The organism is Dryocola clanedunensis subsp. sulfonylureivorans (assembly GCF_016756775.1).
Taxonomy (GTDB): Bacteria; Pseudomonadota; Gammaproteobacteria; order Enterobacterales; family Enterobacteriaceae; genus Dryocola; species Dryocola clanedunensis.
Window position 1 is genome coordinate 25,798 of sequence record NZ_JAERMU010000011.1, and the last position, 26,658, is coordinate 52,455.

Below are 26,658 nucleotides of genomic sequence, written 5' to 3' on the forward strand. Positions count from 1 at the left end.
ACCTGGCGGGCGCTCGTAGAGTGGATAAGCGCAGCGTCATCCACCAATAAATCAACATCGAGGATCTCCAATGCCTGCAACACGTAATCTGCTTATCGCTTCACTGGCTATGGTTGCCGGGACGGCAGCGGCCCAGCCGCAGTTCGCCTGGGTAGGGACCTACAACCCAAACGGCGAAGGCGTTTATCGCTTTCAGGTGGATACGAAGACCGGCGCGCTCAGTCATAAAACGCTGGTGAATCAGCTGCCGAATGCCGCCCAGCTTACCGTCTCTAAAGATGGCAAAACGCTGTATGTGGCGAGCGAAGCTGAGAAGGGCGTGGTGGCAGCCTTACGTGTTGGCGAAGATGGAAATCTTACTGAATTAAACCAGGTGGCCTCTGGTGGTGCCGGGCCGGTGTATCTGTCGATGACGCCGAACGGACGCCATCTGCTGGTGGCTAACTATGTCAGCGGCACCATTGCGGTGCTGCCGGTGAAGCAGGATGGCAGCCTGGGTGATGCTACAGACACAAAGCAGGATCAGGGAGAGCCTGGTGCAGCTAAGCCGGAAGCCGCCGTTGAAGGCAGCTTTGCGGCAAGCGATCATAATGGGCCGCATGCGCATATGATCTCCGCCGATCCGAGCGGGAAGTTCGTCTTTTCTACCGATCTGGGTCTGGATCGGATCTATCAGTATCATTTCGATGACGCGACGGGCAAGCTGACGCCAAACGATCCGCCGTTTATCTCCGCCTCATCTAAAGGCGCCGGGCCTCGCCACTTTGTGTTTACGCCGAAGGGGGATGGGCTGTGGTTGATTAACGAAGAGTCCTCAACGCTGACCCACTATCAGCTCGATACGGCGAAAGGGACGTTAACCGAAGGTAAGACGGTATCCGTGCTGCCGAAGGGTTACAAAGGGACAAGTTTCGCGGCGGGCCTGGTGCTGAGTCATGACGGTAAGCAGCTGTATGTCGCCAATCGTCTGCATAACAGCATCGCCCACTTTACTGTCTCCGCAGCTGGCAGCCTGACGCATCAGGACGATATCTGGACGTGCGGTGACTATCCCCGCACGCTTACGCTGGATAGCAGCGGTCATTATCTCTATGCGATGAACCAGCGTAGCGACAATATTACACGTTTTAGCGTGGATAAATCGGACGGTAAGCTGTCATTTATTAACGATTATGCGGCGGTTGGGAGCCCCTCACAGCTGGTATTCTCTCCCGCAAAATAGCTTTACCGGGCACACGCTGCGCCCGTTTAATGAAAGGAAACTGTATTGAGATTCCCAAACCAACGTTTGCACCAGTTGTTTGAGATGCTACAAACCGAGACGCTGCCCCAGGATGAACTGGCGCGGCGTTTGTCAGTTTCCACCCGTACCGTTCGCGCCGATATCACAGCGTTAAATGGCATCCTCGCAGGTCACGGCGCGCAGTTTACGCTGGCTCGTGGCGAAGGCTATCAGCTCATTATCGAAGATGCCGATCGTTATGAGGAGCTGGTTCAACAACCCTCCCGGCAGCTACGTATTCCCAGAACTTCGCCCGAGCGAGTTCACTATCTTATTGTCCGCTTTTTGACTACTGCCTTTTCGATCAAGCTCGAAGATCTGGCTGATGAGTGGTTTGTCAGCAGGGCTACCCTGCAAAGCGACATGGCAGAAGTGCGCGAGTGGTTAACCCGCTACAACCTGACGATTGAAACGCGCCCGCGCCACGGCATGAAGCTGTTTGGTAGCGAAACGGCCATGCGTGCCTGTCTGACAGACCTGCTCTGGCAGCTGACTCAGGAAGACAGTGAAAACCCATTGCTCACCGAAGAGGCCCTTAACGCGGGTGTACCGGAGCTGCTGGCGACAGAGCTGCACGATTGCTTCACCCGCTGCCGTATCCGCCTGACGGATGAAGGTGAGCAGTTCATCGGCCTTTACTGCGCCGTCGCCGTGCGACGCATCAGCGAAGGTTATCCGCTGGCCGAGTTTACCGCCGATAACGTGGAAGATGACGTTCGTGAGGCAGCCAGGCAGATTACTGACCTGCTTGAAAACCTGGCGGGTAAACCCCTTTCTGAAGCGGAAGAGCAGTGGTTACAGGTGCATATCGCCGCACGACAGGTGCAGGACGTGGCGCCGAGCGCTATCAGCGCCGACGATGACGAAGCGCTGGTCAATTACATCCTCCGCTACATCAATACCCACTATAACTACAACATGCTGGCGGATACCCAGCTGCATGCAGATCTGCTCACGCACATCAAAACGATGATTACCCGCGTGCGCTACCAGATAAATATCCCTAACCCGCTGCTGTCCAACATCAAGCAGCACTACCCGATGGCCTACGACATGACGCTGGCCGCGGTATCGAGCTGGGGGAAATACACGCCTTACGCCATCAGCGAAAACGAAATTGGTTTCCTGGTGCTGCATATCGGCGTGGGGCTGGAGCGACACTACAATATTGGCTATCAGCGTCATCCCCGGGCGCTGCTGGTCTGTGACACCGGCAACTCTACGGTACGCATGATTCAGGCGATGCTGCTGCGCAAGTATCCGCAAATCGAAGTGACGAGTATTATTTCCCTGCGTGAGTATGAGCAGCTTCCCGGCGTTGAGGAAGACTTTGTGATTACCACCGCGCGCATTCACGAAAAAGATAAGCCCATTGTGGCGATGTCGCCTTTCCCGACAGAGTATCAGCTCGAACAGCTTGGGAAGCTCGTGCTGGTGGACAGAACGCGCCCCTACATGCTGGAAAAGTTCTTTGATGCCCGCCATTTTATGGTCATTGATAAATCGGTTACCCAGCAGCAGTTGTTCAGCAAGCTCTGTGAGCAGCTTGAGGAAGAGGGCTATGTCGGAGAAGATTTCTATCCGTCGGTTGTGGAGCGCGAGGCGATTGTCAGCACCATGCTGGGCGAAGGGATAGCGTTACCGCACTCGCTGGGGCTGATGGCTAATAAAACGGTGGTTTATACGGTGCTTGCACCCGAAGGCATCAGCTGGGGAGATGAAACGGCACATGTGATCTTCCTGCTGGCGATCAGCAAAAGTGAATATGAAGAAGCGATGGCGATTTACGATATCTTCGTGACGTTTTTGCGCGAAAGAGCGATGCCGAAGCTGCGTGAATGTACAGACTTTGCGAGTTTCAATGCGGTGGCCGTGGAGTGTCTGAGCCGTTTTTGATTTGAGCTTTTCGGTGGATGACGCTGCGCTTATCCACCCTACGTGTCGGTAGGGCGGATAAGCAATGCTTACTTCAGAATCGTAAATGCCGTCGTCACATGCTTCACGCCGCTAACGCGGCTGGTGATATCCGCCGCTGCTTTACCCTCTTTCTCGGTCAGCAGACCCAGCAGGAACACTTCGCCGTTTTCAGTCGTGACTTTGATATTTGAGGATTTCACCTGATCGCTGGACAGCAGCTGCGAGCGAACTTTGGTGGTTATCCACGTATCTGACGATGCGGTGCCCAGGCCAACTGGTGCGATATTACGAATCTCGTTATACACCTCGGTGGTGCCGTCTACGCCAAGAGCGATTTGTTTCGCGCGCGAGGCAAGCTCGGTATTTTGCGTTTGTCCGGTCAGCAGGACTTTGCCCTGATAGGCCGTGACGTTAATACGCGCGTCTTTCTTCAGCTGTTCATCTTTGTTCAGCGCGCTGTTCACGCGAACTTCCAGCGTACCATCGTCAACCTGGGTGCCAACGGTACGCGGGTCCGTGGCGGTTTTAGTCGCGACGGCGGCAGTGCCGACAACCGCGGCAGCAACACAGCCTTGTAGCAGTATCGCGGTAATAAGGACTGCAAGTGGCTTATAGGCCTTCATCTGTACTCCTTAATCATCCTGGTGTGGGAATAACGTGTTATCAATCAAATCACATAGGCAGTTAACCGTCAGCATATGCATTTCCTGAATGCGGGCGCTGCGATGCGAAGGGATGCGGATTTCTACGTCCTGCGGCCCTAATAAGCCGGCAAGCTCCCCGCCATCGTAGCCGGTTAGTGCAACAATGGTCATATCGCGGGTCACGGCGGCTTCTACCGCTTTGACAATATCACGACTGTTACCACGAGTTGAAATCGCCAGCAGCACGTCACCGGTATGTCCTAACGCGCGCACCTGTTTGGCATACACTTCTTCATGCAAACGGTCATTGGCGATAGCGGTTAAGACCACGTTATCAGCATTAAGGGCAATGGCGGGTAAACTTGGCCGTTCGGTTTCGAAACGGTTGATCATGCTCGCGGCAAAATGCTGAGCGTTGGCCGCGGACGTGCCGTTGCCACAGCAGAGAATTTTGTTGCCGTTAAGCAGCGACTGAACCAGCGTCATGGCTGCACGGGAGATAGCATCTGGCAGAGCTTCCGCGGCGGCAATCTGGGTTTGAATACTTTCCGTGAAGCAGACTTTGATTCTTTCGAGCACGTTGTTCTACCTGGTTGTTAAACATCTGCGGTAAACGCGTTGGTTAACCACTCTATTTCATTGCCGGTGAAGGCTACCACATCGAAACGGCAATCCACAGTATCAAAACTACCTGACGTGCGTGCAAGCCAGTTCTGAGCGGCGCGGAGCAGCTTTTGCTGTTTGTTGCGGGTGACGCTGGCGGCCGCGTCGCCAAAGCGATTGCTGCGGCGGTAGCGCACTTCGACAAACACAATCACATTGTGCTGTTTCATGATGAGGTCGATTTCGCCGCCGCGCTGATGGACGTTTGCGGCGATGAAGCGCAGTCCTTTGCGCTCGAGAAAGCGGCGCGCCTGAAGCTCATAGTGCGCGCCTGCCTGTTGACGACTCAGTTGGCCGGGATGATTTGACCCTGAGAGAATTTCAGCCAATTTAACTTCCTGCTAATGACGCAATCCTGGTTTGCGGACAATACGCCGGTGTTCCCGCTCACCTGGTACCCCGGTACCTGACGGATCTGAGAGAAATGGTTTGCCAGTGACCAGGCGTCAACGCCCATCGCGTACAGACGCGCCAGGGAGTAGTCATTGCGCACGCTACTTAATGCCTGCTGCTGGAGCGAAGGATTGCCGCCAGAGAGCATTGGAATGTCGCTGAACTGCAGACCATCCATTTCAAGACGGAAGTCAGGGCCGTTGACGCCGCCGGCGCTGCGGGAGCTGGCATAGAGCTGTGCGCCGCTGCGGCTACCGGTACGCATGGCGATCATCGGTTTGATTAGCGCAACTTCTTCAGGCGTCGCGATGATGTAAGCAGCATCAACGTTACCGCTGGAACCGCCGGTGATCTGCGCATCCGTTGGCGGTGGTGGAATAGTCAGCCCGCCGATGGTGACGGCTTCCTGCTGCTGCGGTGCAGTTGAAGCGACCGGGGTGCCGGTTAAAGCAATGCCGGAACCACTGTTAATACCCTGTTTTAATTCACCCACGGAGCCAAATTTCTGCTGCAGAACGAGACCTCCGCCGAGCTTCTGCCACTCATTGCTGAATGCTTTGGCTACGCGATCGCCCAGGGATGAGCGAGGCAGTAACAGCAGCGGTGCACGATGACCCTGCTGCCAGATGTGGTCAGCAGCATCACGCGCTTCGTCTTCCGGGGAAAGCGCGAAGTAGCAGATATTCGGACGGTTTTGCACGTGCTCTGGCTGGTTCAGTGCCAGCACATTCAGTGAGGTCGTGCTGCTTGCAAGCTGCTCGACGTTACTCTTAAGCAGCGGGCCGACAACAAGCGTTGCGCCGTCCTGCTGAGCCTGAGCCAGCACCTGCGCCAGCGGCTGGGAACTGGTGTCGTAGACTTTTACTTCAGCAGATGGGTTGGCCGGAACCGCAGCAGCGCTTTGCACCTGCGGTTGAGCGGGGGCGGTTGCTGGCTGTTCTGCCTGGTCGACAGGCTGATCTGTAGGTGGTTCGTTGGTCAAATCACTGACGGAGGCAGCAGACGGGCTTGCGACAGCATCGGGATCTTCGACAGGCTGTGGAGCCACTGTGTTATCTGCAGGCTGTACAGCAGGGGTTTGCGCAGGCGCGCTCAGGGCGGAAACCGGTGCAGTACCGTTATTCTTCGCTGCCTCAAAACCTTGCTGTATGGTGCGGCTGTAAACTGCGGCCTGGCCGTTCAACGGCAGCAGAAGGGCAATTTTACCGACGGATGCCTGCTGGTAATTCTGCATATTGCTCAGCTGAGTGGGCAGCGTTTTTGCACCCGGATTCAGCGGATAGCGGGTTTGCCAGTCCTTAATACCCACTTTCAGCATGTTGGGATCGTTGCGGTTATCATTCCAGACACGCTGGAGGTCCAGCCAGCCCTGAAGCACATTTTCGTCTGCGTTGATGACCATGCTGTTCATCTGTGCTGGCGTCAACGCGGACAGTGCCTGCCAGGTACCGTCGATATTTTGCTGGTGGGCTTTACCCGTCAGCATCGGCTCTTGTGCAATATAGGCACGCAGTAGGGGAAGGGAAGGACGGTTCTGGCTGGCATCGATGATGGCCTGATAGTAACGAGCCTGCTGATTTTTGTTAAAACCGGCGGGGTCGAGTTTCGCCAGCAGAGCGTTTGCCCCTGCATAATCTTTCAGCGCGATCTTGATCTCAGGTGCCAGCAGCAACTGTTCGTGACGCTGAACGTCGTCCATTTTTGCTGGCAGCTGGTTATACAGCTGCACGGCCTGCTGGGTCTTGCCTTCTGTCAGCAGTGCATGAATGGCGAGTAATTGCCATGTGGTCTTGCTATCATCTGCGCTTTGCTGCATCTGTTGCAGGTAGTACGCAGAATCCGCAGAGGCTGTGCCCTGGATGTGTGCGCTCGACGGGTCTGGCGTTTTCGTGGTACAGCCGGCGAAAACCAGCGCGGCAAGCACCACAGGCAGACAGCGCCCGGCTTTAGAACGAATTATTTTAGACGGTAGCATTCTGTTTCCAGTGAATTTTTCTTCTCAGTGTTCAATATTAAATCGGCAATACGGATGAAACAATGAAACAACTCGAATCGGCGGCGGTTTCTGCCAGCACGCTCTACATCGTTCCGACCCCCATCGGCAACCTTGGCGACATAACCCAGCGGGCGTTAGCCGTATTGCAAGGTGTCTCACTGATTGCTGCTGAGGATACCCGTCATACCGGCTTACTGCTGCAGCATTTTGCCATTAATGCGCGGCTGTTCGCATTGCATGATCATAATGAACAACAAAAATCAGACACTCTCCTGGCAAAATTGCAGGAAGGGCAGAGTATCGCGTTAGTTTCTGATGCAGGAACGCCGCTGATTAACGATCCTGGCTACCATCTTGTGCGCACTTGCCGTGAAGCTGGTATTCGGATAGTGCCATTGCCAGGACCCTGCGCGGCAATTGCTGCACTCAGCGCCGCAGGATTACCCTCGGACCGTTTTTGTTATGAAGGTTTTCTGCCCGCGAAATCAAAAGGGCGTCGCGATGCGCTCAAAGCGATTGAACAAGAACCTCGCACACTGATTTTCTATGAGTCTACGCATCGCCTGATCGATAGTTTAGACGATATCTGCGCTGTGCTCGGTGAATCCCGCTATGTGGTACTGGCTCGCGAGCTGACCAAAACATGGGAATCCATTCACGGTGCGCCAATTGGCGAACTGGCAGCGTGGGTAAAGGAAGACGAGAATCGCCGTAAAGGTGAGATGGTATTGATTGTGGAAGGTTTCAAAGCGCCCGCTGACGATGCCCTACCTGCCGACGCGCTGCGCACGCTGGCACTGTTGCAGACTGAGCTGCCGCTAAAAAAAGCTGCCGCCCTTGCCGCTGAAATCCACGGCGTGAAGAAAAATGCGCTCTACAAATATGCTTTAGAGAACAATGAGAAGTAAGGTTTCTGCGCGAGCTCAGGCTAGTCCGTAAGGGCAGTTTTTGACATGGCAAACGCCGCCAAAATCGCAGCGTCCGGGTTTGATCTCTGCATTTCCCGGACAGCGAGACTGGCGGAAAACGGTTTGCCAGAAGGTGGCACTGAATGGGCTTATATTACACAGTGTTAACGCTTCTGATTTCCCATTAATGAATAGACCTAAATCACTGGTTATCAATTCATCACCCGGAAATAAAAATCCGTTCGCCTTGTACCAGATTATAAGTTTCAGGTCACGGTCGGTAATAATACAAGAGAACGCCATTCCTGTCTCTGGATTCACTATTGAGTCAATCACCACCCATTTCATTCAAATCTCCTGGTAACTCTTCCCTTTTTATCAATAGGGTGGGTGAATAATATTTATCCCCTTGCATTTAAAGCGCAGAAATATAGCGACTTAAGGTAGAAAATCCATTGGGTTAGAAATTTACGGCCCGGATAGTATCGTCATCATACTTCTCTTGCTAACCATTTTCAGAATCTAGTGTAGATGATTTTCACTTCAACAGATTGAAAATGATCGATTTTTTTTGTTTTTGATGAAAATCCCCTTTCTATTCAAAAGGATATTAAAGTTTAAATAAAATCCGCGGATATCAGTTGTTCGTTTGTATACGGCATAAGGATCATCCTTCGCCACAAAGCAGGTTAGTGATTTTTTTACCGCTTATAATAGCTTTATTTGCCTTCTCAGTGGGGGTGCTGGAACGTATTCAAAGGCTCCAATAAATTCATGCCTCAATGAATATCCAGCCACATCATACAGAAAGAAAAAGTATCCATTCCCCTGGCTTAATAAAAACTCTCCGTTAGCTTGCTTTTTTCTGGATTTAGCCTAATTTTCCCATATCGATGTTGTGGTTATTTGTTTTCAGTATTTTGCTAAGCTTTTAAATAATGGAGAAAAAGATGTCTTTGAGTTCAGGTAACCAGCAGATGCCTGCTGAGCTTTATGCCAGCGACGCGCCGCAACGCATGGGGAGCGTGGTGTTGGAACTGCTGATGTCGGGGAGAACGTTAACGAACAAAGATGTTATCGCGACGCTGATTGCGCGTCTTGAGCGGGAGAACGATATCCTCACGCTTGATACCTACCGGCAATTACTGGAGTTCGTGATTTACCGAACGGGAGGGGGGTCAGGAAAGGTGTTTTAGGCATAAGGCATGTCAGCGGGTAACTGGTTGGTTACCCGCCTGAAACTAAGTCATTTTCAAAAAAATCAGGTCACCGGCGCCGGGTTAAACACCGCCAACGCGTTGTGTAAGCCCCACTGGTCAGAGAAGGTCTGCTTGCGGCCGCTTGCGACATCCAGAATAAATCTGAACAGCTCCCAGCCAACGTCTTCAATGGTTGCCTCGCCGGTGGCGATGGTGCCCGCGTTGATGTCCATCAGGTCGTGCCAGCGGTTTGCCAGCGCGGTGCGGGTAGCCATTTTAATCACCGGCACTGCCAGCAGGCCGTATGGCGTTCCGCGGCCTGTGGTAAAGACCTGCACGGTGATACCTGATGCGACCTGCTGCGTTCCGCAGACAAAATCGCTGGCCGGGGTTGCTGCATAAATCAGCCCACGTTTAGTTGGGCGCTGGCCCGGCGACAGCACTTCGACAATCGCACTCTGGCCGGATTTGGCAATGGAACCCAGCGCCTTTTCCACCACGTTCGCCAGGCCGCCTTTTTTATTTCCTGGTGAAGGGTTAGCGCTGCGGTCGGTTTGCCCCATGTCCAGATAGTTGTCGTACCACGCCATCTCTTCCAGCAGGCGTTTGCCCACCTCTTCGTTGATGGCTCGCGGTGTTAGCAGGTGGATGGCGTCACGCACTTCCGTCACTTCCGAGAACATGACCGTTGCGCCGCAGCGTACCAGCAGATCTGAAGCAAAGCCCACCGCCGGGTTTGCCGTTACGCCGGAAAAGGCGTCGCTGCCGCCGCACTGCATCCCGACAACCAGTTCAGATGCGGGGCAGATTTCACGCTGACGCTGGTTGAGCTTGTGCAGGTGGCGTTCGGCAACCTGAAGAATATCGTCCACCATTGATTTAAAGCCAACGTGATGTTCATCCTGCAACCGTACGATGCTCGCATCTTCTACGGCAATTGCCTGCACGTCGTCGGTGCCTTCCAGCAGGCGCTCCGGCTGAAGCTTCTCACAGCCCAGGCCGATAACCATCACTTCGCCGCCAAAGTTCGGGTTCAGGGCGATGTTATGAATGGTGCGGATAGGAATAACCGCCGCCGGGGCGTTGATCGCCACGCCGCAGCCGTACAGATGATTGAGGCCAACCACGCCGTCAACGTTCGGATAACGCGGCAGCAGATCGCGCTCGATGATTTTGATCACGTAATCCACGACGCCCGCCACGCAGTGCACGCTGGTGGTAATGCCAAGCAGGTTCTTGGTGCCAACGCTGCCGTCGGCGTTGCGGTAACCCTCGAAGGTGTAGCCTTCCAGCGGTGGCAACGGAGCCGGTACTTTAGTCGCCAGCGGCAGCGTATTCAGCGGCGGAGCTTTCGGGAGTTTTACTAAGGATTCGTCGATCCAGCTTCCCTGCGGGATGTCCCGCACCGCGTAACCAATGACTTCGCCATAGCGAATAATCTCACCGTGAGCGGGGATATCGACCAGAGCGGCTTTATGCCCCTGCGGGATATGTTCAATTAACGTCAGGCCGTCCGGGAATTGAGTGCCTGCTTTCAGACCATTGTCGTTAACAATAATAGCGACATTGTCGGTTTCATGAACCTTAATATAAAACGCCGCGGGCGCGTGTTCTTTAATTTCTATCTTTGACATTGTCACTACTCTCCAGATATTACCTGAATGTTAATTAAATAATTTAAAATGTGATTTGCTCACTTGTTGAATAAAGAATGTCAGGTCACGAGAAATAAGAATGTGACGGAGATCACTTAATCTGTTCAGCCCCTGCGCCGTAAGGAGGGCAATCTGAAAATCTGTGCAATGCGCCCCATAAAGCTGTGCCTGTGCTCAATATTATAACCAATTATAAATTGTTTATTGTGCATATGCCTAATGCCCGGCTATTTCATGCTGACTATACTGTATTGCGTATTATCAACACCAGGCTAATTAACGTCAGCGATATAAAGCCAGAATATATTGGTTTCGTCGCGGCTTATAAATAAAAGATCCTTGCAAGCTGTATCCGACCCAGAGGATGTATAAATGATTTTGGACACTGTCGTTGAATCAAAAAAAGGGCATCACACCCGATATTTAATATTATTAATTATCTTTATTGTGACGACCATTAACTATGCGGACCGTGCCACGCTTTCCATTGCCGGTTCCGAAGTTGCCAAAGAGCTGCACCTGAGCGCTATCTCGGTCGGCTATATCTTCTCCGCCTTCGGCTGGGCCTATCTGCTGATGCAGATCCCCGGCGGCTGGCTGCTTGACCGCTTCGGCTCGAAAAAGGTCTACACCTGGAGCCTGTTCTTCTGGTCGCTGTTTACCTTTACGCAGGGATTCGTGGGCATGATCCCGCTGGCTTACGCCGGTATCTCCATGTTCTTCATGCGTTTTATGCTTGGCTTCTCCGAAGCGCCTTCTTTCCCGGCCAACGCCCGTATTGTAGCGGCCTGGTTCCCGACGAAGGAGCGCGGCACCGCTTCCGCGATTTTTAACTCGGCGCAGTATTTCTCGCTGGCGCTTTTCTCTCCGCTGCTTGGCTGGCTGACCTTTGCCTGGGGCTGGGAGCACGTGTTTACCGTGATGGGTGTGATTGGCTTCGTACTGACCTTCCTGTGGGCGAAGTTTATCCATAACCCAACCGACCACCCGCGCATGTCAAAAGAGGAGCTGGATTTCATCTCCAGAGGCGGCGCGGTGGTGGATATGGACCACAAGAAAGAGAAGAATGCGGACAATGGCCCGAAATTGCATTACATCAAGCAATTACTGAGCAGCCGCATGATGCTCGGCGTGTTCTTCGGGCAGTATTTCATTAACACCATTACCTGGTTCTTCCTCACCTGGTTCCCCATTTATCTGGTGCAGGAGAAAGGCATGTCGATTCTGAAGGTGGGCCTTGTCGCCTCTATCCCTGCACTGTGCGGTTTTGCCGGTGGCGTGCTGGGTGGCGTGTTCTCGGATCACCTGATTAAGCGCGGTAATTCGCTGACGTTTGCCCGTAAGCTGCCGATTGTGCTGGGCATGCTGCTGGCTTCAAGCATCATCCTTTGTAACTACACCAACAACACCGCGCTGGTTGTCTTCCTGATGGCGCTGGCATTCTTCGGTAAAGGTTTTGGCGCGCTGGGCTGGCCGGTGATCTCCGATACGGCACCAAAAGAGATTGTTGGGCTGTGCGGCGGGATGTTCAATGTGTTTGGTAATGTGGCCTCCATCGTGACGCCGCTGGTGATTGGTTATCTGGTCAGCGAGCTGCACTCTTTCAACGCAGCTCTGGTGTTTGTCGGCTGTTCCGCCCTGATGGCGATGATTTGCTACCTGTTCGTGGTGGGTGACATCAAGCGTCTGGAATTGCAGAAGTAAGCAACGAAAACTTTAAGGTAAAGCAGATGAATAACAACGTATTCCCGAATAAATTCAAAGCCGCGCTGAAAGCGCAGCAGACCCAAATCGGCTGCTGGTCCGCGCTGGCAAACCCCATCAGCACCGAAGTGCTGGGGCTGGCAGGGTTCGACTGGATTGTGCTGGACGGCGAACATGCGCCGAACGATGTCACCACGTTCATCCCGCAGCTGATGGCGTTGAAAGGCAGCGAAAGCGCCGCCGTGGTCCGCGCGCCGACCAACGACCCGGTGATCATTAAGCGCCTGCTGGATATCGGTTTTTATAACTTCCTGATCCCGTTCGTGGAGACGCAGCCGGAAGCGGCGCTGGCCGTCTCTTCTACTCGCTATCCACCGGAAGGGATCCGCGGCGTGTCGGTTTCCCACCGCGCCAATATGTTTGGCACCGTGCCGGATTATTTCAACCAGTCGAATCAGAACATCACCATCCTGGTACAAATCGAGAGCCAGCAGGGCGTCGATAACGTGGATGCCATTGCGGCCACCGACGGCGTGGACGGCATTTTTGTCGGCCCGAGCGATCTGGCGGCGGCACTGGGCCATCTGGGTAACGCCTCGCACCCGGAAGTCCAGCAGTGCATTAAACACATTTTTGCTCGTGCTAAAGCGCATGGCAAACCAGCGGGTATCCTGGCGCCGGTTGAGGCAGATGCTCGTCGCTATCTGGAATGGGGCGCCACTTTTGTTGCCGTGGGTAGCGATTTGGGTTGCTTCCGCTCTGCGACCCAGAATCTTGCAGATTCTTTTAAAAAATAACCACCATCTAAAGAGAGAGACTGAATTATGACACTGAAAGTTGGTTTTATTGGCCTCGGCATCATGGGTAAACCAATGAGTAAAAACCTCATTAAAGCCGGTTATTCCCTGGTGGTTGCCGACCGTAACGCTGAGGTAATTGCTGAAGTTATCGCGGCGGGTGCAGAAACGGCGGCAACGCCAAAAGATATCGCCGAGCAGTGTGACGTGATCATCACCATGCTGCCAAACTCGCCGCACGTGAAAGAAGTTGCGCTGGGTGAGAACGGCATTATTGAAGGGGCGAAACCCGGCACCGTCGTTATTGATATGAGCTCCATCGCACCGCTGGCGAGCCGTGAAATCAGCGACGCGCTGAAAGCTAAAGGTATCGATATGCTGGATGCACCGGTCAGCGGCGGCGAACCAAAAGCTATCGATGGCACGCTGTCCGTGATGGTCGGCGGTGATAAGGCGATCTTCGATAAGTACTACGACCTGATGAAAACCATGGCTGGCTCAGTGGTGCATACCGGTGACATCGGTGCGGGTAACGTGACTAAACTGGCCAACCAGGTGATCGTGGCGCTGAACATTGCCGCCATGTCCGAAGCGCTGGTTCTGGCGACCAAAGCGGGCGTGAACCCGGAGCTGGTGTTCCAGGCGATCCGTGGCGGCCTTGCAGGCAGCACCGTGCTGGATGCGAAAGCGCCGATGGTGCTGGATCGCAACTTCAAGCCTGGTTTCCGTATCGATCTGCACATTAAGGATCTGGCGAACGCGCTGGATACTTCTCACGGCGTGGGTGCTCAGCTGCCTCTGACCGCGGCAGTCATGGAGATGATGCAGGCGCTGCGAGCGGATGGTCACGGCAACGACGATCACAGCGCGATTGCCTGCTACTACGAAAAACTGGCGAAGGTAGAAGTCGCTAAGTAATGAGATGGGCGCCCTTTGGCGCCCGGTTTTTCTCAGACCAGACCAGGCATGGACAGACTATGAAAATCGTTATCGCACCCGACTCTTATAAAGAAAGCCTCTCGGCGGTGGATGTGGCCCAGGCTATTGAAAAAGGATTTCGCGAGATATTTCCTGATGCGCAGTATATTTCGGTCCCGGTTGCTGATGGCGGGGAAGGCACGGTCGATGCCATGATCGGCGCAACGCAGGGCACAAAAATGGTCGCTACCGTGACTGGCCCGCTGGGTACGCCCGTTTCGGCAGGCTGGGGAATGTCCGGTGATGGCAAAACTGCTTTTATCGAGATGGCCGAGGCCAGCGGTCTGGCTCTGGTTCCCTTTGAACAACGCAATCCTTTAATCACCACCTCCTACGGCACCGGCGAGCTGATTCTTCGCGCCCTGGATAATGGCGCACGTAATATCATTATTGGTATTGGCGGGAGCGCAACCAACGATGGCGGTGTTGGGATGGTGCAGGCGCTGGGGGCGAAGCTGACTGATGCGGAAGGCAAAGAGATAAGCCCTGGCGGCGGCCATCTGCTGAGCCTGAACAGCATTGATATTTCCGGTCTGGACGAACGTCTGCAGGGCTGTGTGATCAACGTGGCGTGTGACGTGACTAATCCGCTTGTCGGCGAAAATGGCGCCTCGCGAGTTTTTGGCCCGCAAAAAGGCGCCAGCGAGGCGATGATCCTCGAGCTGGATCGCAATCTGGATCATTTTGCCAACGTGATCAAAAAGCATCTGCGTGTGGACGTGAAGAACGCTCCCGGAGCGGGTGCCGCAGGTGGCATGGGGGCCGCGCTGATGGCGTTTCTGGGCGCAGAGCTGCGCAGCGGGATTGAAATTGTCACCGAGGCGCTGAATCTTGAAGAGCATATCCATGACTGTTCGCTGGTGATTACCGGGGAAGGGCGCATGGACAGCCAAAGCATCCGGGGCAAAGTGCCGGTGGGCGTTGCCGCCGTTGCAAAGAAATATCACAAGCCGGTAATCGGTATTGCAGGGTCGCTAACCAGCGATGTTGCCGTGGTGCATCAATACGGTATCGATGCCGTGTTCAGCGTACTTAACAGTATTGGTTCGCTGGAGGATGCCCTGAAGAACGCATTTGAAAATATTTATCGCACCTCCAGAGATGTTGCCGCCACCGTGGCGGTGGGGATGCGAATTACGGGCTGACCGGGCGTGACACGGGCAGGCAAACCCATTATACTTCGCGCCGAAGCTGACCAGACAGTCGCCGCTTCGTCGTCGTCCTCTTTCGGGGGGAGACGGGCGGAGGGGAGGAAAGTCCGGGCTCCATAGGGCAGGGTGCCAGGTAACGCCTGGGGGGGTAACCCACGACCAGTGCAACAGAGAGCAAACCGCCGATGGCCCGCGCAAGCGGGATCAGGTAAGGGTGAAAGGGTGCGGTAAGAGCGCACCGCGCGTCTGGCAACAGTTCGCGGCACGGTAAACTCCACCCGGAGCAAGGCCAAATAGGGGTTCATAAGGTACGGCCCGTACTGAACCCGGGTAGGCTGCTTGAGCCAGTGAGCGATTGCTGGCCTAGATGAATGACTGTCCACGACAGAACCCGGCTTATCGGTCAGCTTCAACTCATTCAACGAAACGCCCGCGCAATGCAAATTGTGCGGGCGTTTTGTTTTGTACAAAGGGCAGATGAATGACTGTCCACGACGCTCTTCATGAAAGAAAGCGGCTTATCGGTCAGCTTCAACTTCTTCTAAAACAATACGTTGGTGTGTCTTAGGTGCTCAGAAGCAAAAATGGGATACACCAACGGTTGCGACATCCCCCAGCCGCTAAGACATTTACTATGTCTACTTTCGTTTACCTTATATCTACATCACCAAGTTGAAGTACTGCCCATACAGCAAGACCTTTGATACCACTGGCAGTGAGCAAATTTCGGGATGAGGCCCGAATTACCGAATGTTACGGAACGTAGTTTTACGTATGTCTAATACTTGTTGCTCACGTGGCTATTGTTTGTAAAATGACCGCTGCAATTATTTTCACAACAAGTAAAGGGACTTATGAAACAGTACACCAATGAACTTACTGCCGAAATGCTGGCAGCCTTTGACCCGTCACCATTCACAGCCGAACAGCTCGCAGAAATGAACGAAGAAGTCCGTAGCCTGATCACTCAAAGAAACGCCTACAACCTCGCTTATCCAGTTACAGCCGCATATCTGATCGCTACAGAGGGCAGCTTAACCCGCGACGGGGGAACGGTTATCAGTGAATACAACGGGCAGCAGATCGAAATTGAGGGCAGTGTACGGCTAAATGTCTCTCTTGTGGGTGATGGGGTTCGTTATCCAGATGGAACCACCGCGAAGATTAGCACCGGGGCAGGAAATAGCTCTGGTGACTCAGCCGCTCTTGTCGGTAGCTTACTGGACAACGGCGACGAAATAATCAGTAGCCCACAAGGAAGTGTCAGAAAAGCGGCCCGAGCCGGGGAACCCTTACCAGAAAGCTTTCTGAAATAAGGCGGCTACTATGGCATCAGTAAACAGAGGCTGCACGGTTCACGGTAAGAACGTTGGTCTACACGGAGATAAAACCTCTACAGGTGCACAATGTATTGCCGCCCGCCCTGGTATGTCTGTCATGGGCAAGTGGAAACTTTACATTGGTGATAAAACAACTCCTTGCCCGAAATGTGGGAAAGTTGGAGTCATTGTTACTGGGGATCACCGACAAACGAACAGCGTATCTGTCGCTGTTGATGGCTCCATCATCCATTGCGATTGCCCGGAAGGCTCAAACTTTCTGATTGCCCCCGGAACAGTTCAGATCAATGACCCCTTAGGAGTATCAGTACCAACAGTAAATAAAGCCGCTGATGCGGCGGCAGCCCTGAGTGCTTTACCCGTTTTTGCAAAATCCTGTCTGCGGGAGGATGGATGCACTGACGCAGGAACCGATCAGGAATCCGTTGATAACTTCGGTCATGCTGGCTATTACCGTGCAACTCCTCAAGCAGAACAACCACAAGAAGAACCAGTTCAGTACGCGCAGGCAGCAAAGAAACACAAATCAGCCGAACCAACACCACCACCAGAAGATAATCGCCCGTGGTATAAGCGCCTTTTCAGCTCCCCGGATACAGCCAAAGCCGCAGCGACCGCAGGAATGGCAACAGCAAGAGCAGCGACAACTGCCGGGATTACGACAGGCGCAGCAACCGAAGCTGGATATGCGGCATTGCAGAAAATCGGCGGGAACTTTGCAACCACTGGTCGCTGGATAGCCCCCAACCCCACGACTGTTTTTCTGTTTGGTATGTTCTATTCGCCAAAGCTCAACAGTGGCGAGCAGGACTACATAGATAAAATGCGTCTTGAGCAGGCAGCACAGAAGAAAGAAGACGTTCCAACCCGTGTTCGCTTTCGCTGGGAGGCTGACCAGTACGGCACCATGAGGCCGAAAGGCTTCCACGTCAGCGCCAGGGGTGGGCAGGATAAAGTTCCGGTGCGTATGCTTCAGAAGAACACCACAACGGGGAATTACGAATTCTGGGAAGATGGTGCAAACAAACCGACTATAGTCTGGACACCTGACGATCCGGGATATGTTTCACCTTCCAACACCGGCAATCAGGATAACGTATACATCCCTCCGAATGTGCTGGTTTACCCTGAAAGCGAAATTAACAGCCCGTGGTCAACGGAAACACCTGCACCGGGAGAACGTTCATTCCGGGATTATATTCTGGTACATCCTGCCGGGACATTTGACCCGATTTACATCTATCTTAATGCGGATCACAAATACCACACGGCACCAAAAGGGACCCCACCCTTACCAGCGTTCCCTGACGCGAAAAGAGCACCACGTAAGACTGCTATTCAAGGTGGCGGGCAACTTCGTGCCCGATGGAAAGATTCCAAAGGTAAAATTTACGAATGGGATTCTCAGCATGGCACAGTCGAAGTTTATGACCGTTCGGGCCGTAATCATTTAGGCGAGTTCAATCACATTACAGGTGAGCAAACCAAGCCAGCAGACCCAACCAGAAAGGTAGAGAAGTGATGATAATCTATGCTGTGGAAATTTTCGACAAGCAAAGTGAAGAGTTAGTTTTAGAAGTCGAGATCCCTCAAAGCAAATTGAAAGGAGTTGCTGCTGTTATGGGATGGGGGCCAGATGACGAAGATGCATTTGTCAAAGGCATCGCAGGATTTAATGTTAACCAGAAACAAGCATTGGATTTAGAAAATTTACTAGGCGAAAAATTTTATTCAGACAACGTTATCGTGCAAATCGCTGGCGGGGAAACTGCTTGAAAAAGATATTCAGCGATTATAAAAGAGGCGATCTTATCAGTCTCGTTGCTGAAATCATTAGCGACCAAGGTACTGAAGAGCATCAAGATAATCTCTTGGAATTGTTTATTCAACTGACGGAGCATCCTGAAGGCTCGGACTTGATTTACTACCCTCAAGCAGCAGTAGAAGCAACCCCTGAAGCTATCGCTGATAAAGTTCAGGAATGGCGTAAAGCCAATGGTAAACCCGGCTTTTGCGGTGAGTAAATCCCATTGGTGAACGAACTGGCTGGGTTTTGTCCCGGCCTTTCTTTTGTCTGTTTGACCTGCTTTATCTGCAATACAAACTGCGATACAGTCTGCGGTACACGACAACCCCAGCACTGTAGATGCCTGACGTATGGTTGAACGAAGCCGGCTTATCGGTCAGCTCCAACCATTCAACGAAACGCCCGCGCGATGAAAATTGTGCGGGCGTTTCGCTTAAGACCTGATAAATAAGACAAAGAGATATTCAGACTAATTTAACTTATTCAATAAGTTATTTTTATAGGTGTTTTCAATTTGTAACTATAGAGTTGCAATCGTTAACTACACTGTTTGATATAGCAGCGTATCGATAAAGGCCTGTTTAGACGCTGACAGGCGCAATAATGGGATTGCAATGAAAAATGACGAAGCTGTTTATAGCAGGTTTCATTGCATTTGCCCTCTCTGGCTCGTCGGTATCTCAGACCGCGCAAACAACGTCTGCCGCCAATGCCGCGCAGACTTCGAGCCCTAAAAAGCTCCCCTGCACGGCAGGGGAGTTCCTTTAACATATTTATACTTAGGGGCCTGGAAATGTCATCGTGGAAATTGCTTTGTACATCACTCACGCTATCTGCCAGTGCTTCGCTTTGCGCGGCACAGTCCGGTAGCAGCGACGCTCAGGCGAATAACCCACTGGCAAATATGACTGCATTTAATATGCAGAACTATTACATCGGTGACGTGAGCGGGACGGATAAGGACGCTAACCAGTTCTGGCTGCGTTTTGCCAAACCCTTCTCTGTAGATGATTCCAACTGGATTTTGCGCGCTTCGCTTCCGGTCAATACCTATCCAACACCTCCGGACGGCGGACATAAAACCGGATTGGGGGATGTAAACCTGTTTGCCTCCTGGTTGATTGATACGGGCAATCCAGCGGTAAGCTTCGGCTTTGGACCGCAAATCACCGCGCCTACGGCCACTGATGATGCATTAGGAACCGAAAAATGGTCCGCAGGTTTAGTCAACGTGCTGTTTAACGCCAGTTCGCCGAAATTTCAGTATGGTTATCTCGCCTCGTGGCAGCACAGTTTCGCGGGCGACAGTAACAGGGACGACGTGAATCTCGGGACATTCCAGCCATTTATGTTCTACCAGCTGGGCGGAGGCACCTATTTACGCGCTGCGCCAATCTGGGTTTATAACTTCCAGAATGATAGCTACAGCGTGCCGTTAGGGGTAGGTATTGGGCAAGTTATCAAGCAAGGCAGCACGGTTTATAATTTCTTTGTTGAACCTCAGGGGTCCGTTGCCGATCACGGTCCCGGGCAGCCTCGCTGGCAGGTATTTGCAGGTCTGAATCTCCAGTTCAATTAATACGAGAGGCCAGGTCGCTTTTCTGCGCAGGTCTTGACGCTGTGTGGGTAAGGGATCGCCTCTGCCTTTCAGCAAAACGCCCGTGCAGGTAAAACTACGCGGGCGTTTTATATTCAATCTTGTTCTTCGCCTTTGGCGCTTTTCGCGCGGATGAGCAAAGAGCGATCGATAAATTCGTTCGTTTGCGGATCGTAGTAGCGCGACGGCCAAATCGACCACGGGTTGGTGTTTAAGGCCCTGGCGATAAGCTGTTCGCCTTTTGGCCACGGACGACTTAAAGCATTCGCCAGAGTGGCTGAATTGAGCCCTGCTTTGCGGGATTCAGCGGCAAGAGATGTCCCCCTTTTACGTAGCCCGGCGATAATGTCCGCCGGGTGCCAGTCTTTCTGATTTTTATTCATTTATTCCTCCCTGGAAGTGACGCAACAACCAATTTTTGCTTATTCGTTTTTGGTTTTTATAACACAAAAGGACTCGAAAAATTCCAATAAAAAACATCAAAGATGAGATCTGTGTTTGATTGCACAAAGTCTTGTGAAACGGGAGAGAGTTTGCAGATTGAAAGAGGGGTAGCCAAAAAGTGAAGGGTGATTTCTGGAAAGTTTAGCGCGCTTTTTACGGCGCGCTAACACAGTTTAGCGATCGCGCTGTACGGCCATATGAGCCAGGGCAATTAATGCTTCACGGGATTCGCTGTCTGGCAGAATAGTCAGCGCGGCAATAGCTTTATCTGCCTCTTCTTCTGCGCGTTGACGGGTCCATTCAAGTGAGCCACACGCTGCCATGGTGTCGAGCACGGGCTGAAGTAAATGACGCCCATTACCTTGTTCTATGGCTTCACGAATCATCTGTGCCTGCTCCGGCGTACCGTTACGCATCGCGTGCAGCAAGGGAAGCGTGGGTTTACCTTCGTTAAGGTCATCGCCGACATTTTTCCCCAGCGTCTCGCCGTCCGCACTGTAGTCCAGCAGATCGTCAATCAGCTGGAATGCGGTGCCCAGATAGCGACCGTAGTCCTGAAGCGCCTTCTCCTGTTCCGGGCTGGCTCCCGCCAGGATGCTGGAACATTGTGAAGCGGCTTCAAACAGACGCGCGGTTTTGCTGTAGATGACGCGCATGTAGCTTTCTTCTGTGATATCCGGATCGTTGCAGTTCATTAACTGCAAAACTTCACCTTCTGCAATCACGTTCACCGCTTCAGACATCACCTCCAGCACCCGAAGTGAACCGAGCTTTGTCATCATCTGGAAGGAGCGGGTGTAGATAAAGTCGCCTACCAGCACACTGGCTGCATTACCAAATGCCGCATTGGCAGTGGCTTTGCCACGTCGCATGTCAGATTCGTCAACCACATCGTCATGCAGCAGCGTGGCGGTGTGAATAAACTCGATTAACGCCGCAATGCTAACGTGTGCATTACCTTGATAGCCCAGTGCACGTGCGGACAGAACAGCTATCATCGGGCGGATACGTTTCCCACCACCGCTCACGATGTAATAGCCTAACTGATTGATCAATTGGACATCCGAGTTGAGTTGCTCAAGGATGACCGCGTTGACACCCGCCATATCTTGCGCGGTTAACTCATTAATTTTTTCTAAATTCATCGCAAAAGTCTGGCTACAGTCCTGTTTACCACATGTCCATAAGGAATAACGTGGAGGTAGAGGAGTGATAATGTAGTACAGATTGTACTGAAAAAACGAGGCAGATAAACGTTGTGTGTGACGTTGCGTTTTTTTTCTACGTGTATGCACAATCGGGCTTGTCAAATGCTCCGTGTTTGCGTAATATTCGCGCCCTATTGTGAATATTTATAGCGCCACCTGAAACCAATGTAAGGTGTGTGCGGAAAGCGGAGTTTTATATGTACGCGGTTTTCCAAAGTGGTGGTAAACAACACCGAGTAAGCGAAGGTCAGACCGTTCGCCTGGAAAAGCTGGACATCGCAACTGGCGAAGCTGTTGAGTTCGCTGAAGTTCTGATGATCGCTAACGGTGAAGATGTCAAAATCGGCGTTCCTTTCGTTGATGGCGGCGTAATCAAGGCTGAAGTTGTTGCACACGGTCGTGGCGAGAAAATTAAGATTGTTAAGTTTCGTCGTCGTAAGCACTACCGTAAGCAGCAAGGCCATCGTCAGTGGTTCACTGATGTGAAAATCACTGGTATCAGCGCTTAAGAGGAGCAGATTAAATGGCACATAAAAAGGCTGGCGGCTCAACTCGTAACGGTCGCGATTCCGAAGCTAAACGTCTGGGCGTAAAACGTTTCGGCGGTGAAGCAGTTCTGGCAGGCAGCATTATCGTTCGTCAACGTGGTACTAAATTCCACGCTGGCAGCAACGTAGGCTGCGGCAAAGATCACACTCTGTTCGCTTTGACTGACGGTAAAGTTAAGTTCGAAGTTAAAGGCCCGAAAAACCGTAAGTTCATCAGCATCGTTGCTGAGTAAGTTTTTCGCGTCCCGGTAACGGATTGAAGCCCCGCAACACGTTGCGGGGCTTTTTACATTCTGCGCCCGGTAAATTTATGCAGTTGCAGGGAGCGTCGGCGTGAAACAGCAGGCAGGAATTGGCATTCTTCTGGCATTGACCACCGCTGTTTGCTGGGGGGCGCTGCCAATAGCCATGAAGCAGGTGTTGGTGGTGATGGAGCCCCCAACGGTCGTGTTTTACCGTTTCCTGATGGCCAGTATTGGTCTGGGAAGCATTCTGGCTATACGCGGGAAACTGCCTTCCCTGGAGCTGTTCCGCAAACCACGTTGGTTGGTTTTGCTGGCGATAGCGACTGGGGGGTTGTTCGGTAACTTCTTGCTGTTTAGTTCTTCACTGCAATACCTTAGCCCAACAGCGTCGCAGGTGATAGGCCAGCTCTCTCCGGTGGGGATGATGGTGGCAAGCGTTGTTGTGCTGAAAGAGAAGATGCGCGGCACGCAGATTATTGGAGCTATTATGCTCCTGTGCGGCCTGGTGATGTTCTTCAACACCAGCCTGATAGAGATTTTTACCCGCCTGACGGACTACACCCTTGGGGTGCTATTCGGCGTTGGCGCGGCGACGGTATGGGTCAGTTATGGTGTGGCGCAGAAGGTGTTATTACGCCGTCTGGCCTCGCAACAGATCCTCTTTTTGCTGTACACTTTATGTACTCTTGCTCTGTTGCCTCTGGCAAAGCTGGATATGCTTTTTCAGCTTAGCGGCTGGCAGCTGGCATGTTTAATTTTCTGCGGTCTGAATACCTTTGTGGGGTATGGAGCACTGGCAGAGGCAATGGCCCGGTGGCAGGCGGCGCAGGTGAGCGCACTCATTACGCTCACCCCCCTGTTTACCTTACTGTTTTCAGATTTATTAGCGTTAGCCTGGCCAGACTTTTTCGCCATGCCGCTGCTTAACCTTGTGGGCTATTGCGGCGCGTTTGTCGTGGTGGCCGGCGCGATGTATTCCGCCATTGGTCACCGTCTCTGGGGACGCTGGCACAAAACCGACGCTGTCATACCAGTACAACGTTCGGGCGAATGATTTACGGAGAAGTGAAATGAAGTTTGTTGATGAAGCAACGATCCTGGTCGTAGCAGGTGATGGCGGTAACGGCTGCGTTAGCTTCCGTCGTGAAAAATATATCCCAAGGGGTGGCCCGGACGGCGGTGACGGCGGTGATGGTGGTGACGTATGGCTGGAAGCCGATGAAAACCTGAATACGCTTATCGACTACCGTTTTGAAAAATCTTTCCGCGCCGAGCGTGGCCAGAATGGTCAGAGCCGTGACTGTACCGGTAAGCGTGGTAAAGACGTCACTGTTAAAGTGCCGGTGGGTACTCGTGTTATCGATCAGGGCACTGGCGAAACCATGGGCGATATGACGCAGCATGGTCAGCGCTTAATGGTCGGTAAAGGCGGCTGGCATGGCCTGGGCAACACCCGCTTCAAATCTTCCGTGAACCGTACTCCGCGTCAAAAGACAATGGGTACGCCGGGCGACAAGCGTGACCTGCAGCTGGAGCTGATGCTGTTAGCTGACGTGGGGATGCTGGGCCTGCCGAATGCGGGTAAATCGACCTTTATTCGCTCCGTCTCCGCAGCAAAACCAAAAGTGGCTGATTATCCCTTTACCACTCTGGTGCCAAGCCTTGGCGTTGTCCGCATGGATAACGAGAAGAGCTTTGTGGTTGCCGATATCCCGGGCCTGATTGAAGGTGCTGCGGAAGGTGCCGGTCTGGGGATTCGCTTCCTGAAGCACCTGGAGCGTTGCCGCGTGCTGCTGCACCTCATTGATATTGCGCCAATCGACGAATCCGACCCGGTTGAAAACGCCCGCATCATCATTGGTGAGCTTGAGAAGTACAGCGAGAAGCTGGCGCAGAAGCCACGCTGGCTGGTCTTCAACAAAGTTGACCTGATGAGCCAGGAAGAAGCCGAAGCACGCGCGAAAGAAATCGCCACCGCTATGGGCTGGGAAGATAAATACTACCTGATCTCTGCGGTTAACCGCGAAGGCGTGAACGCGCTGTGCTGGGACGTGATGGACTTCATCATTGCCAATCCTAAAGTCAGCGAAGTTGAGCCTGTGGCCCCTGAGAAAATTGAGTTTATGTGGGATGACTATCATCAGCAGCAGCTCGACGCCGCGGAAGCGGAAGCGGAAGACGATGACTGGGATGACGACTGGGACGAAGATGACGACGAAGGCGTCGAAATCATTTATCAGAAATAGTCAGTCAGAAATAATCAGCGTTGAGAAGAAGGGCCGGAGATTCCGGCCCTCAGACTGATGACAAACTCATACCGAATGAAATTCGAAAAGATCTCACCAAATAAATAACCAGGAAAATCAAGTCATTGATTTTCGGCTGCGAACCACAAAGAAGGAAAAACTACGTTTTTTCCTTCTTTGTCAGCAAGCTAAGGGCCGGAGATTCCGGCCCTTTTTTATTGGATGGTGTCAGGCAGCCAGCAGCAGGCTTCCAGGCCGTTCCCCTGCTGGCGGTTATTCAAAGAGAGTCTGCCGTGATGCAGCTGGACTATTCGCTGCACGATGTTTAACCCCAGTCCACTTCCGCCATAACGCTGATCCATACGGCGGAACGGCTCGGTGAGCAGCTGACGCTGTTCCTCATCGATGCCCGGCCCCTGATCGCATACGCTGACCGCCGTACCGTTATCTTGAGGTGCCAGAGAAACCGTAATAACGCTCTGCTCTGGGCTATATCGGGAGGCATTTTCCAGCAGGTTGCGCAGCATCAGACGCAGCAGTACGGCGTCTCCTTGTACGGACGCCGCGTCTGCTTCAGGCCAGGTAATGCTTTGTCCGCGCAGCAGCATCATTTCGTCCATTTCCATTTTCAGCGGCGCAATGATGTCGCTCGTCCAGCTCAGCGTGCTGTATTGGCCGCTTGCCAGCGCCTGTCCCGCTCTTGATAGCATCAGCAGCTGTTCGATGGTGTGCATCAGCAGGTCGATGCGATCCAGCAACATGGGGGCCTGTGTGTTACCAGCATTTGCCATCAGTTCCAGATGAAGACGCAGGCCTGCAAGCGGCGTACGTAGCTCGTGAGCGGCATCTGCGGTAAACAGTCGTTCCTGTTGGATGGTGCTGTCCAGCCGCCCCAGAAGCTGATTGAGGGACGTCGTAACGGCAACCATTTCATCCATGTCAGAGAACATCGGGAGCGGAGAGAGATTATCTGCCGAGCGATTAGCAAGGCTGGTTCGCAGACGGTTCAACGGACGAGTTATCCAGGTGATAGCCCAGAATGAGAAGAACAGGGTGAAGCCAACCATAACCAGTGAAGGAACCAGCAGTGAAGCTATCGCCTCGCGTATCTCTTTCTCAACATGCTGATTGCGCGATTTAGCGGAGAGGGTTTCGTTGACCAGGAAACCGATTTGCTCCTGGCTTTCATGCCAGAGCCACAGCACGCTGATTAACTGAAAAAAAAGCAGAATCAGCGCCAGCAGAACCATTAACCGCCGACGCATGCTGTTCATGAACGGCTCTCCAGGCGATAGCCAACGCCGCGCACGGTTTTAATGCGGTCCTTGCCCAGCTTACGGCGCAGGTTATGAATATGTACTTCAAGCGTATTTGAACCAGGATCGTCCTGCCAGCTATAGATATCCTGCTGTAAGGTTTCGCGGTGGACGGTTTGCCCGATACGCATCATTAAGCGCGTCAGTAGGGCAAATTCTTTAGGCGTGATTTCCAGCGGGCGATCCTGCAGCAGCACCTGCTGTGTCTGCAGGTTCAGCGTCAGATCGTCCTGCTGGAGAAGGTTATCGCTGTGCCCCTGGTAGCGGCGTATTAAAGCGCGAGCACGTGCCTGCAGCTCTGCCAGCGCAAAAGGCTTAACCAGATAGTCATCTGCGCCAGAGTCCAGGCCTTTGACTCGATCTTCCAGAGCATCACGAGCGGTCAGAATTAGCACGGGATTACTCACTCCACGGCGCCGCCACTGGCTTAGTAACGCCGCACCATCTTTATCCGGCAGGCCGAGATCCAGAATAATCAGGCTGTACTCGCCGCTTTGAAGCAGCGCGTCGGCCTGGGCCGCAGTTGCTGCGCAATCCAGCGCATAGCCCTCATTGCTCAATGCCTGTGCCAGACCTTCCTGTAGCAATAAATCGTCTTCAACAATCAGCAGTTTCATGGC

General features: G+C 52.9%; 27 protein-coding genes and 1 other RNA gene. 18 read left to right on the forward strand and 10 right to left on the reverse strand.

The window, feature by feature from the left end:
• Positions 1–70 precede the first annotated feature (70 nt).
• Together HYQ67_RS12940 and HYQ67_RS12945 are read left to right on the forward strand one after the other, a co-directional pair.
• On the forward strand, positions 71–1,222 hold the full coding sequence (locus tag HYQ67_RS12940) for a lactonase family protein (protein ID WP_202304092.1): 1,152 nt from the start codon (positions 71–73) through the stop codon (positions 1,220–1,222).
• A 45-nt stretch (positions 1,223–1,267) separates the two neighbouring features.
• The gene (locus HYQ67_RS12945) at positions 1,268–3,178 is read left to right on the forward strand and encodes a BglG family transcription antiterminator (RefSeq protein WP_202304093.1); all 1,911 of its coding nucleotides are present in this window, start codon (positions 1,268–1,270) and stop codon (positions 3,176–3,178) included.
• A gap of 68 nt (positions 3,179–3,246) precedes the next feature.
• Here the strand turns inward: HYQ67_RS12945 and dolP are convergent, their stop codons facing one another.
• Genes dolP through HYQ67_RS12965 form a run of 4 tightly spaced genes read right to left on the reverse strand, consistent with a single transcriptional unit; the run spans position 3,247 to position 6,874 of the window.
• The gene (gene dolP, locus HYQ67_RS12950) at positions 3,247–3,822 is read right to left on the reverse strand and encodes a division/outer membrane stress-associated lipid-binding lipoprotein (protein WP_202304094.1); all 576 of its coding nucleotides are present in this window, start codon (positions 3,820–3,822) and stop codon (positions 3,247–3,249) included.
• Positions 3,823–3,831: 9 nt separating this feature from the next.
• Positions 3,832–4,422, reverse strand: a complete 591-nt coding sequence (gene diaA / locus HYQ67_RS12955; RefSeq protein ID WP_202304095.1) for a DnaA initiator-associating protein DiaA — start codon at positions 4,420–4,422, stop codon at positions 3,832–3,834.
• A gap of 17 nt (positions 4,423–4,439) precedes the next feature.
• Positions 4,440–4,835, reverse strand: a complete 396-nt coding sequence (locus HYQ67_RS12960; protein ID WP_202304096.1) for a YraN family protein — start codon at positions 4,833–4,835, stop codon at positions 4,440–4,442.
• A complete protein-coding gene (locus tag HYQ67_RS12965) occupies positions 4,793–6,874 on the reverse strand; it encodes a penicillin-binding protein activator (RefSeq protein ID WP_202304097.1) in 2,082 nt (693 codons plus the stop codon). The genes HYQ67_RS12960 and HYQ67_RS12965 overlap by 43 nt, the downstream gene beginning before the upstream one ends.
• 62 nt (positions 6,875–6,936) lie before the next feature.
• Between HYQ67_RS12965 and rsmI the strand changes: the two genes are divergently transcribed.
• Entirely contained in the window at positions 6,937–7,803 is an 867-nt protein-coding gene (gene rsmI, locus HYQ67_RS12970) for a 16S rRNA (cytidine(1402)-2'-O)-methyltransferase (RefSeq protein ID WP_202304098.1), read from the forward strand.
• A gap of 15 nt (positions 7,804–7,818) precedes the next feature.
• Here rsmI and HYQ67_RS12975 read toward each other — a convergent pair whose 3' ends face one another.
• A complete protein-coding gene (locus tag HYQ67_RS12975) occupies positions 7,819–8,151 on the reverse strand; it encodes an anti-adapter protein IraM (RefSeq protein WP_202304099.1) in 333 nt (110 codons plus the stop codon).
• A gap of 602 nt (positions 8,152–8,753) precedes the next feature.
• On the opposite strand from HYQ67_RS12975, the gene HYQ67_RS12980 reads away from it, so the two are divergent.
• Complete coding sequence (locus tag HYQ67_RS12980) at positions 8,754–8,999, forward strand: biofilm development regulator YmgB/AriR family protein (protein WP_202304100.1); 246 nt, start codon at positions 8,754–8,756, stop codon at positions 8,997–8,999.
• Positions 9,000–9,064: 65 nt separating this feature from the next.
• Here the strand turns inward: HYQ67_RS12980 and garD are convergent, their stop codons facing one another.
• Complete coding sequence (garD, locus tag HYQ67_RS12985; RefSeq protein WP_202304101.1) at positions 9,065–10,636, reverse strand: galactarate dehydratase; 1,572 nt, start codon at positions 10,634–10,636, stop codon at positions 9,065–9,067.
• 393 nt (positions 10,637–11,029) lie between these two features.
• Between garD and HYQ67_RS12990 the strand changes: the two genes are divergently transcribed.
• From HYQ67_RS12990 to HYQ67_RS13035, 10 genes are all read left to right on the forward strand, one after another.
• Complete coding sequence (locus tag HYQ67_RS12990; RefSeq protein ID WP_202304102.1) at positions 11,030–12,361, forward strand: MFS transporter; 1,332 nt, start codon at positions 11,030–11,032, stop codon at positions 12,359–12,361.
• A gap of 26 nt (positions 12,362–12,387) precedes the next feature.
• On the forward strand, positions 12,388–13,158 hold the full coding sequence (garL, locus tag HYQ67_RS12995; RefSeq protein ID WP_202304103.1) for a 2-dehydro-3-deoxyglucarate aldolase: 771 nt from the start codon (positions 12,388–12,390) through the stop codon (positions 13,156–13,158).
• Between the two features lie 27 nt (positions 13,159–13,185).
• Positions 13,186–14,076, forward strand: a complete 891-nt coding sequence (garR, locus tag HYQ67_RS13000; RefSeq protein WP_202304104.1) for a 2-hydroxy-3-oxopropionate reductase — start codon at positions 13,186–13,188, stop codon at positions 14,074–14,076.
• Positions 14,077–14,135: 59 nt separating this feature from the next.
• Entirely contained in the window at positions 14,136–15,281 is a 1,146-nt protein-coding gene (garK, locus tag HYQ67_RS13005) for a glycerate 2-kinase (RefSeq protein ID WP_202304105.1), read from the forward strand.
• A gap of 42 nt (positions 15,282–15,323) precedes the next feature.
• Positions 15,324–15,702, forward strand: an RNA gene (rnpB, locus tag HYQ67_RS13010) — RNase P RNA component class A.
• 439 nt (positions 15,703–16,141) lie between these two features.
• Positions 16,142–16,603 (forward strand): PAAR domain-containing protein, encoded by a 462-nt coding sequence (locus HYQ67_RS13015; protein WP_202304106.1) that lies wholly within the window; start codon positions 16,142–16,144, stop codon positions 16,601–16,603.
• Between the two features lie 10 nt (positions 16,604–16,613).
• Complete coding sequence (locus HYQ67_RS13020) at positions 16,614–18,149, forward strand: S-type pyocin domain-containing protein (RefSeq protein ID WP_202304107.1); 1,536 nt, start codon at positions 16,614–16,616, stop codon at positions 18,147–18,149.
• Positions 18,149–18,403 (forward strand): DUF7683 domain-containing protein, encoded by a 255-nt coding sequence (locus tag HYQ67_RS13025; protein WP_431355442.1) that lies wholly within the window; start codon positions 18,149–18,151, stop codon positions 18,401–18,403. Before HYQ67_RS13020 ends, HYQ67_RS13025 begins: the two co-directional genes overlap by 1 nt.
• Complete coding sequence (locus HYQ67_RS13030; protein WP_202304109.1) at positions 18,400–18,651, forward strand: bacteriocin immunity protein; 252 nt, start codon at positions 18,400–18,402, stop codon at positions 18,649–18,651. The genes HYQ67_RS13025 and HYQ67_RS13030 overlap by 4 nt, the downstream gene beginning before the upstream one ends.
• A gap of 576 nt (positions 18,652–19,227) precedes the next feature.
• Positions 19,228–20,013 (forward strand): hypothetical protein, encoded by a 786-nt coding sequence (locus HYQ67_RS13035; protein ID WP_237391239.1) that lies wholly within the window; start codon positions 19,228–19,230, stop codon positions 20,011–20,013.
• A 113-nt stretch (positions 20,014–20,126) separates the two neighbouring features.
• On the opposite strand, the gene sfsB is transcribed toward HYQ67_RS13035, so the two are convergent.
• Both sfsB and ispB read right to left on the reverse strand, forming a co-directional pair.
• Positions 20,127–20,414: a DNA-binding transcriptional regulator SfsB gene (gene sfsB, locus HYQ67_RS13040; protein WP_202304110.1), complete on the reverse strand. Its 288-nt coding sequence runs from the start codon at positions 20,412–20,414 to the stop codon at positions 20,127–20,129.
• Between the two features lie 234 nt (positions 20,415–20,648).
• Entirely contained in the window at positions 20,649–21,620 is a 972-nt protein-coding gene (ispB, locus tag HYQ67_RS13045) for an octaprenyl diphosphate synthase (RefSeq protein WP_202304111.1), read from the reverse strand.
• A 260-nt stretch (positions 21,621–21,880) separates the two neighbouring features.
• On the opposite strand from ispB, the gene rplU reads away from it, so the two are divergent.
• From rplU to cgtA, 4 genes are all read left to right on the forward strand, one after another.
• The gene (gene rplU / locus HYQ67_RS13050) at positions 21,881–22,192 is read left to right on the forward strand and encodes a 50S ribosomal protein L21 (RefSeq protein ID WP_202304112.1); all 312 of its coding nucleotides are present in this window, start codon (positions 21,881–21,883) and stop codon (positions 22,190–22,192) included.
• Positions 22,193–22,206: 14 nt separating this feature from the next.
• On the forward strand, positions 22,207–22,464 hold the full coding sequence (rpmA, locus tag HYQ67_RS13055) for a 50S ribosomal protein L27 (protein WP_121267728.1): 258 nt from the start codon (positions 22,207–22,209) through the stop codon (positions 22,462–22,464).
• Positions 22,465–22,564: 100 nt separating this feature from the next.
• On the forward strand, positions 22,565–23,530 hold the full coding sequence (locus HYQ67_RS13060; RefSeq protein ID WP_202304113.1) for an EamA family transporter: 966 nt from the start codon (positions 22,565–22,567) through the stop codon (positions 23,528–23,530).
• Positions 23,531–23,546: 16 nt separating this feature from the next.
• A complete protein-coding gene (gene cgtA / locus HYQ67_RS13065) occupies positions 23,547–24,722 on the forward strand; it encodes an Obg family GTPase CgtA (protein ID WP_202304114.1) in 1,176 nt (391 codons plus the stop codon).
• 215 nt (positions 24,723–24,937) lie between these two features.
• Here the strand turns inward: cgtA and pmrB are convergent, their stop codons facing one another.
• On the reverse strand, positions 24,938–25,996 hold the full coding sequence (gene pmrB, locus HYQ67_RS13070) for a two-component system sensor histidine kinase PmrB (RefSeq protein ID WP_202304115.1): 1,059 nt from the start codon (positions 25,994–25,996) through the stop codon (positions 24,938–24,940).
• Entirely contained in the window at positions 25,993–26,655 is a 663-nt protein-coding gene (gene pmrA, locus HYQ67_RS13075) for a two-component system response regulator PmrA (RefSeq protein ID WP_202304116.1), read from the reverse strand. The genes pmrB and pmrA overlap by 4 nt, the downstream gene beginning before the upstream one ends.
• Positions 26,656–26,658: the final 3 nt, after the last annotated feature.

Coding starts and splice junctions, on each gene's coding strand:
- HYQ67_RS12940 (WP_202304092.1), top strand. CDS start 71: ATGCCTGCAACACGTAATCTGCTTATCGCTTCACTGGCTATGGTTGCC.
- dolP (WP_202304094.1), bottom strand. CDS start 3,822: ATGAAGGCCTATAAGCCACTTGCAGTCCTTATTACCGCGATACTGCTA.
- HYQ67_RS12965 (WP_202304097.1), bottom strand. CDS start 6,874: ATGCTACCGTCTAAAATAATTCGTTCTAAAGCCGGGCGCTGTCTGCCT.
- rsmI (WP_202304098.1), top strand. CDS start 6,937: ATGAAACAACTCGAATCGGCGGCGGTTTCTGCCAGCACGCTCTACATC.
- HYQ67_RS12975 (WP_202304099.1), bottom strand. CDS start 8,151: ATGAAATGGGTGGTGATTGACTCAATAGTGAATCCAGAGACAGGAATG.
- HYQ67_RS12980 (WP_202304100.1), top strand. CDS start 8,754: ATGTCTTTGAGTTCAGGTAACCAGCAGATGCCTGCTGAGCTTTATGCC.
- garD (WP_202304101.1), bottom strand. CDS start 10,636: ATGTCAAAGATAGAAATTAAAGAACACGCGCCCGCGGCGTTTTATATT.
- HYQ67_RS12990 (WP_202304102.1), top strand. CDS start 11,030: ATGATTTTGGACACTGTCGTTGAATCAAAAAAAGGGCATCACACCCGA.
- garL (WP_202304103.1), top strand. CDS start 12,388: ATGAATAACAACGTATTCCCGAATAAATTCAAAGCCGCGCTGAAAGCG.
- garR (WP_202304104.1), top strand. CDS start 13,186: ATGACACTGAAAGTTGGTTTTATTGGCCTCGGCATCATGGGTAAACCA.
- garK (WP_202304105.1), top strand. CDS start 14,136: ATGAAAATCGTTATCGCACCCGACTCTTATAAAGAAAGCCTCTCGGCG.
- HYQ67_RS13015 (WP_202304106.1), top strand. CDS start 16,142: ATGAAACAGTACACCAATGAACTTACTGCCGAAATGCTGGCAGCCTTT.
- HYQ67_RS13020 (WP_202304107.1), top strand. CDS start 16,614: ATGGCATCAGTAAACAGAGGCTGCACGGTTCACGGTAAGAACGTTGGT.
- HYQ67_RS13025 (WP_431355442.1), top strand. CDS start 18,149: ATGATAATCTATGCTGTGGAAATTTTCGACAAGCAAAGTGAAGAGTTA.
- HYQ67_RS13035 (WP_237391239.1), top strand. CDS start 19,228: ATGTCATCGTGGAAATTGCTTTGTACATCACTCACGCTATCTGCCAGT.
- sfsB (WP_202304110.1), bottom strand. CDS start 20,414: ATGAATAAAAATCAGAAAGACTGGCACCCGGCGGACATTATCGCCGGG.
- ispB (WP_202304111.1), bottom strand. CDS start 21,620: ATGAATTTAGAAAAAATTAATGAGTTAACCGCGCAAGATATGGCGGGT.
- rplU (WP_202304112.1), top strand. CDS start 21,881: ATGTACGCGGTTTTCCAAAGTGGTGGTAAACAACACCGAGTAAGCGAA.
- rpmA (WP_121267728.1), top strand. CDS start 22,207: ATGGCACATAAAAAGGCTGGCGGCTCAACTCGTAACGGTCGCGATTCC.
- cgtA (WP_202304114.1), top strand. CDS start 23,547: ATGAAGTTTGTTGATGAAGCAACGATCCTGGTCGTAGCAGGTGATGGC.
- pmrB (WP_202304115.1), bottom strand. CDS start 25,996: ATGAACAGCATGCGTCGGCGGTTAATGGTTCTGCTGGCGCTGATTCTG.
- pmrA (WP_202304116.1), bottom strand. CDS start 26,655: ATGAAACTGCTGATTGTTGAAGACGATTTATTGCTACAGGAAGGTCTG.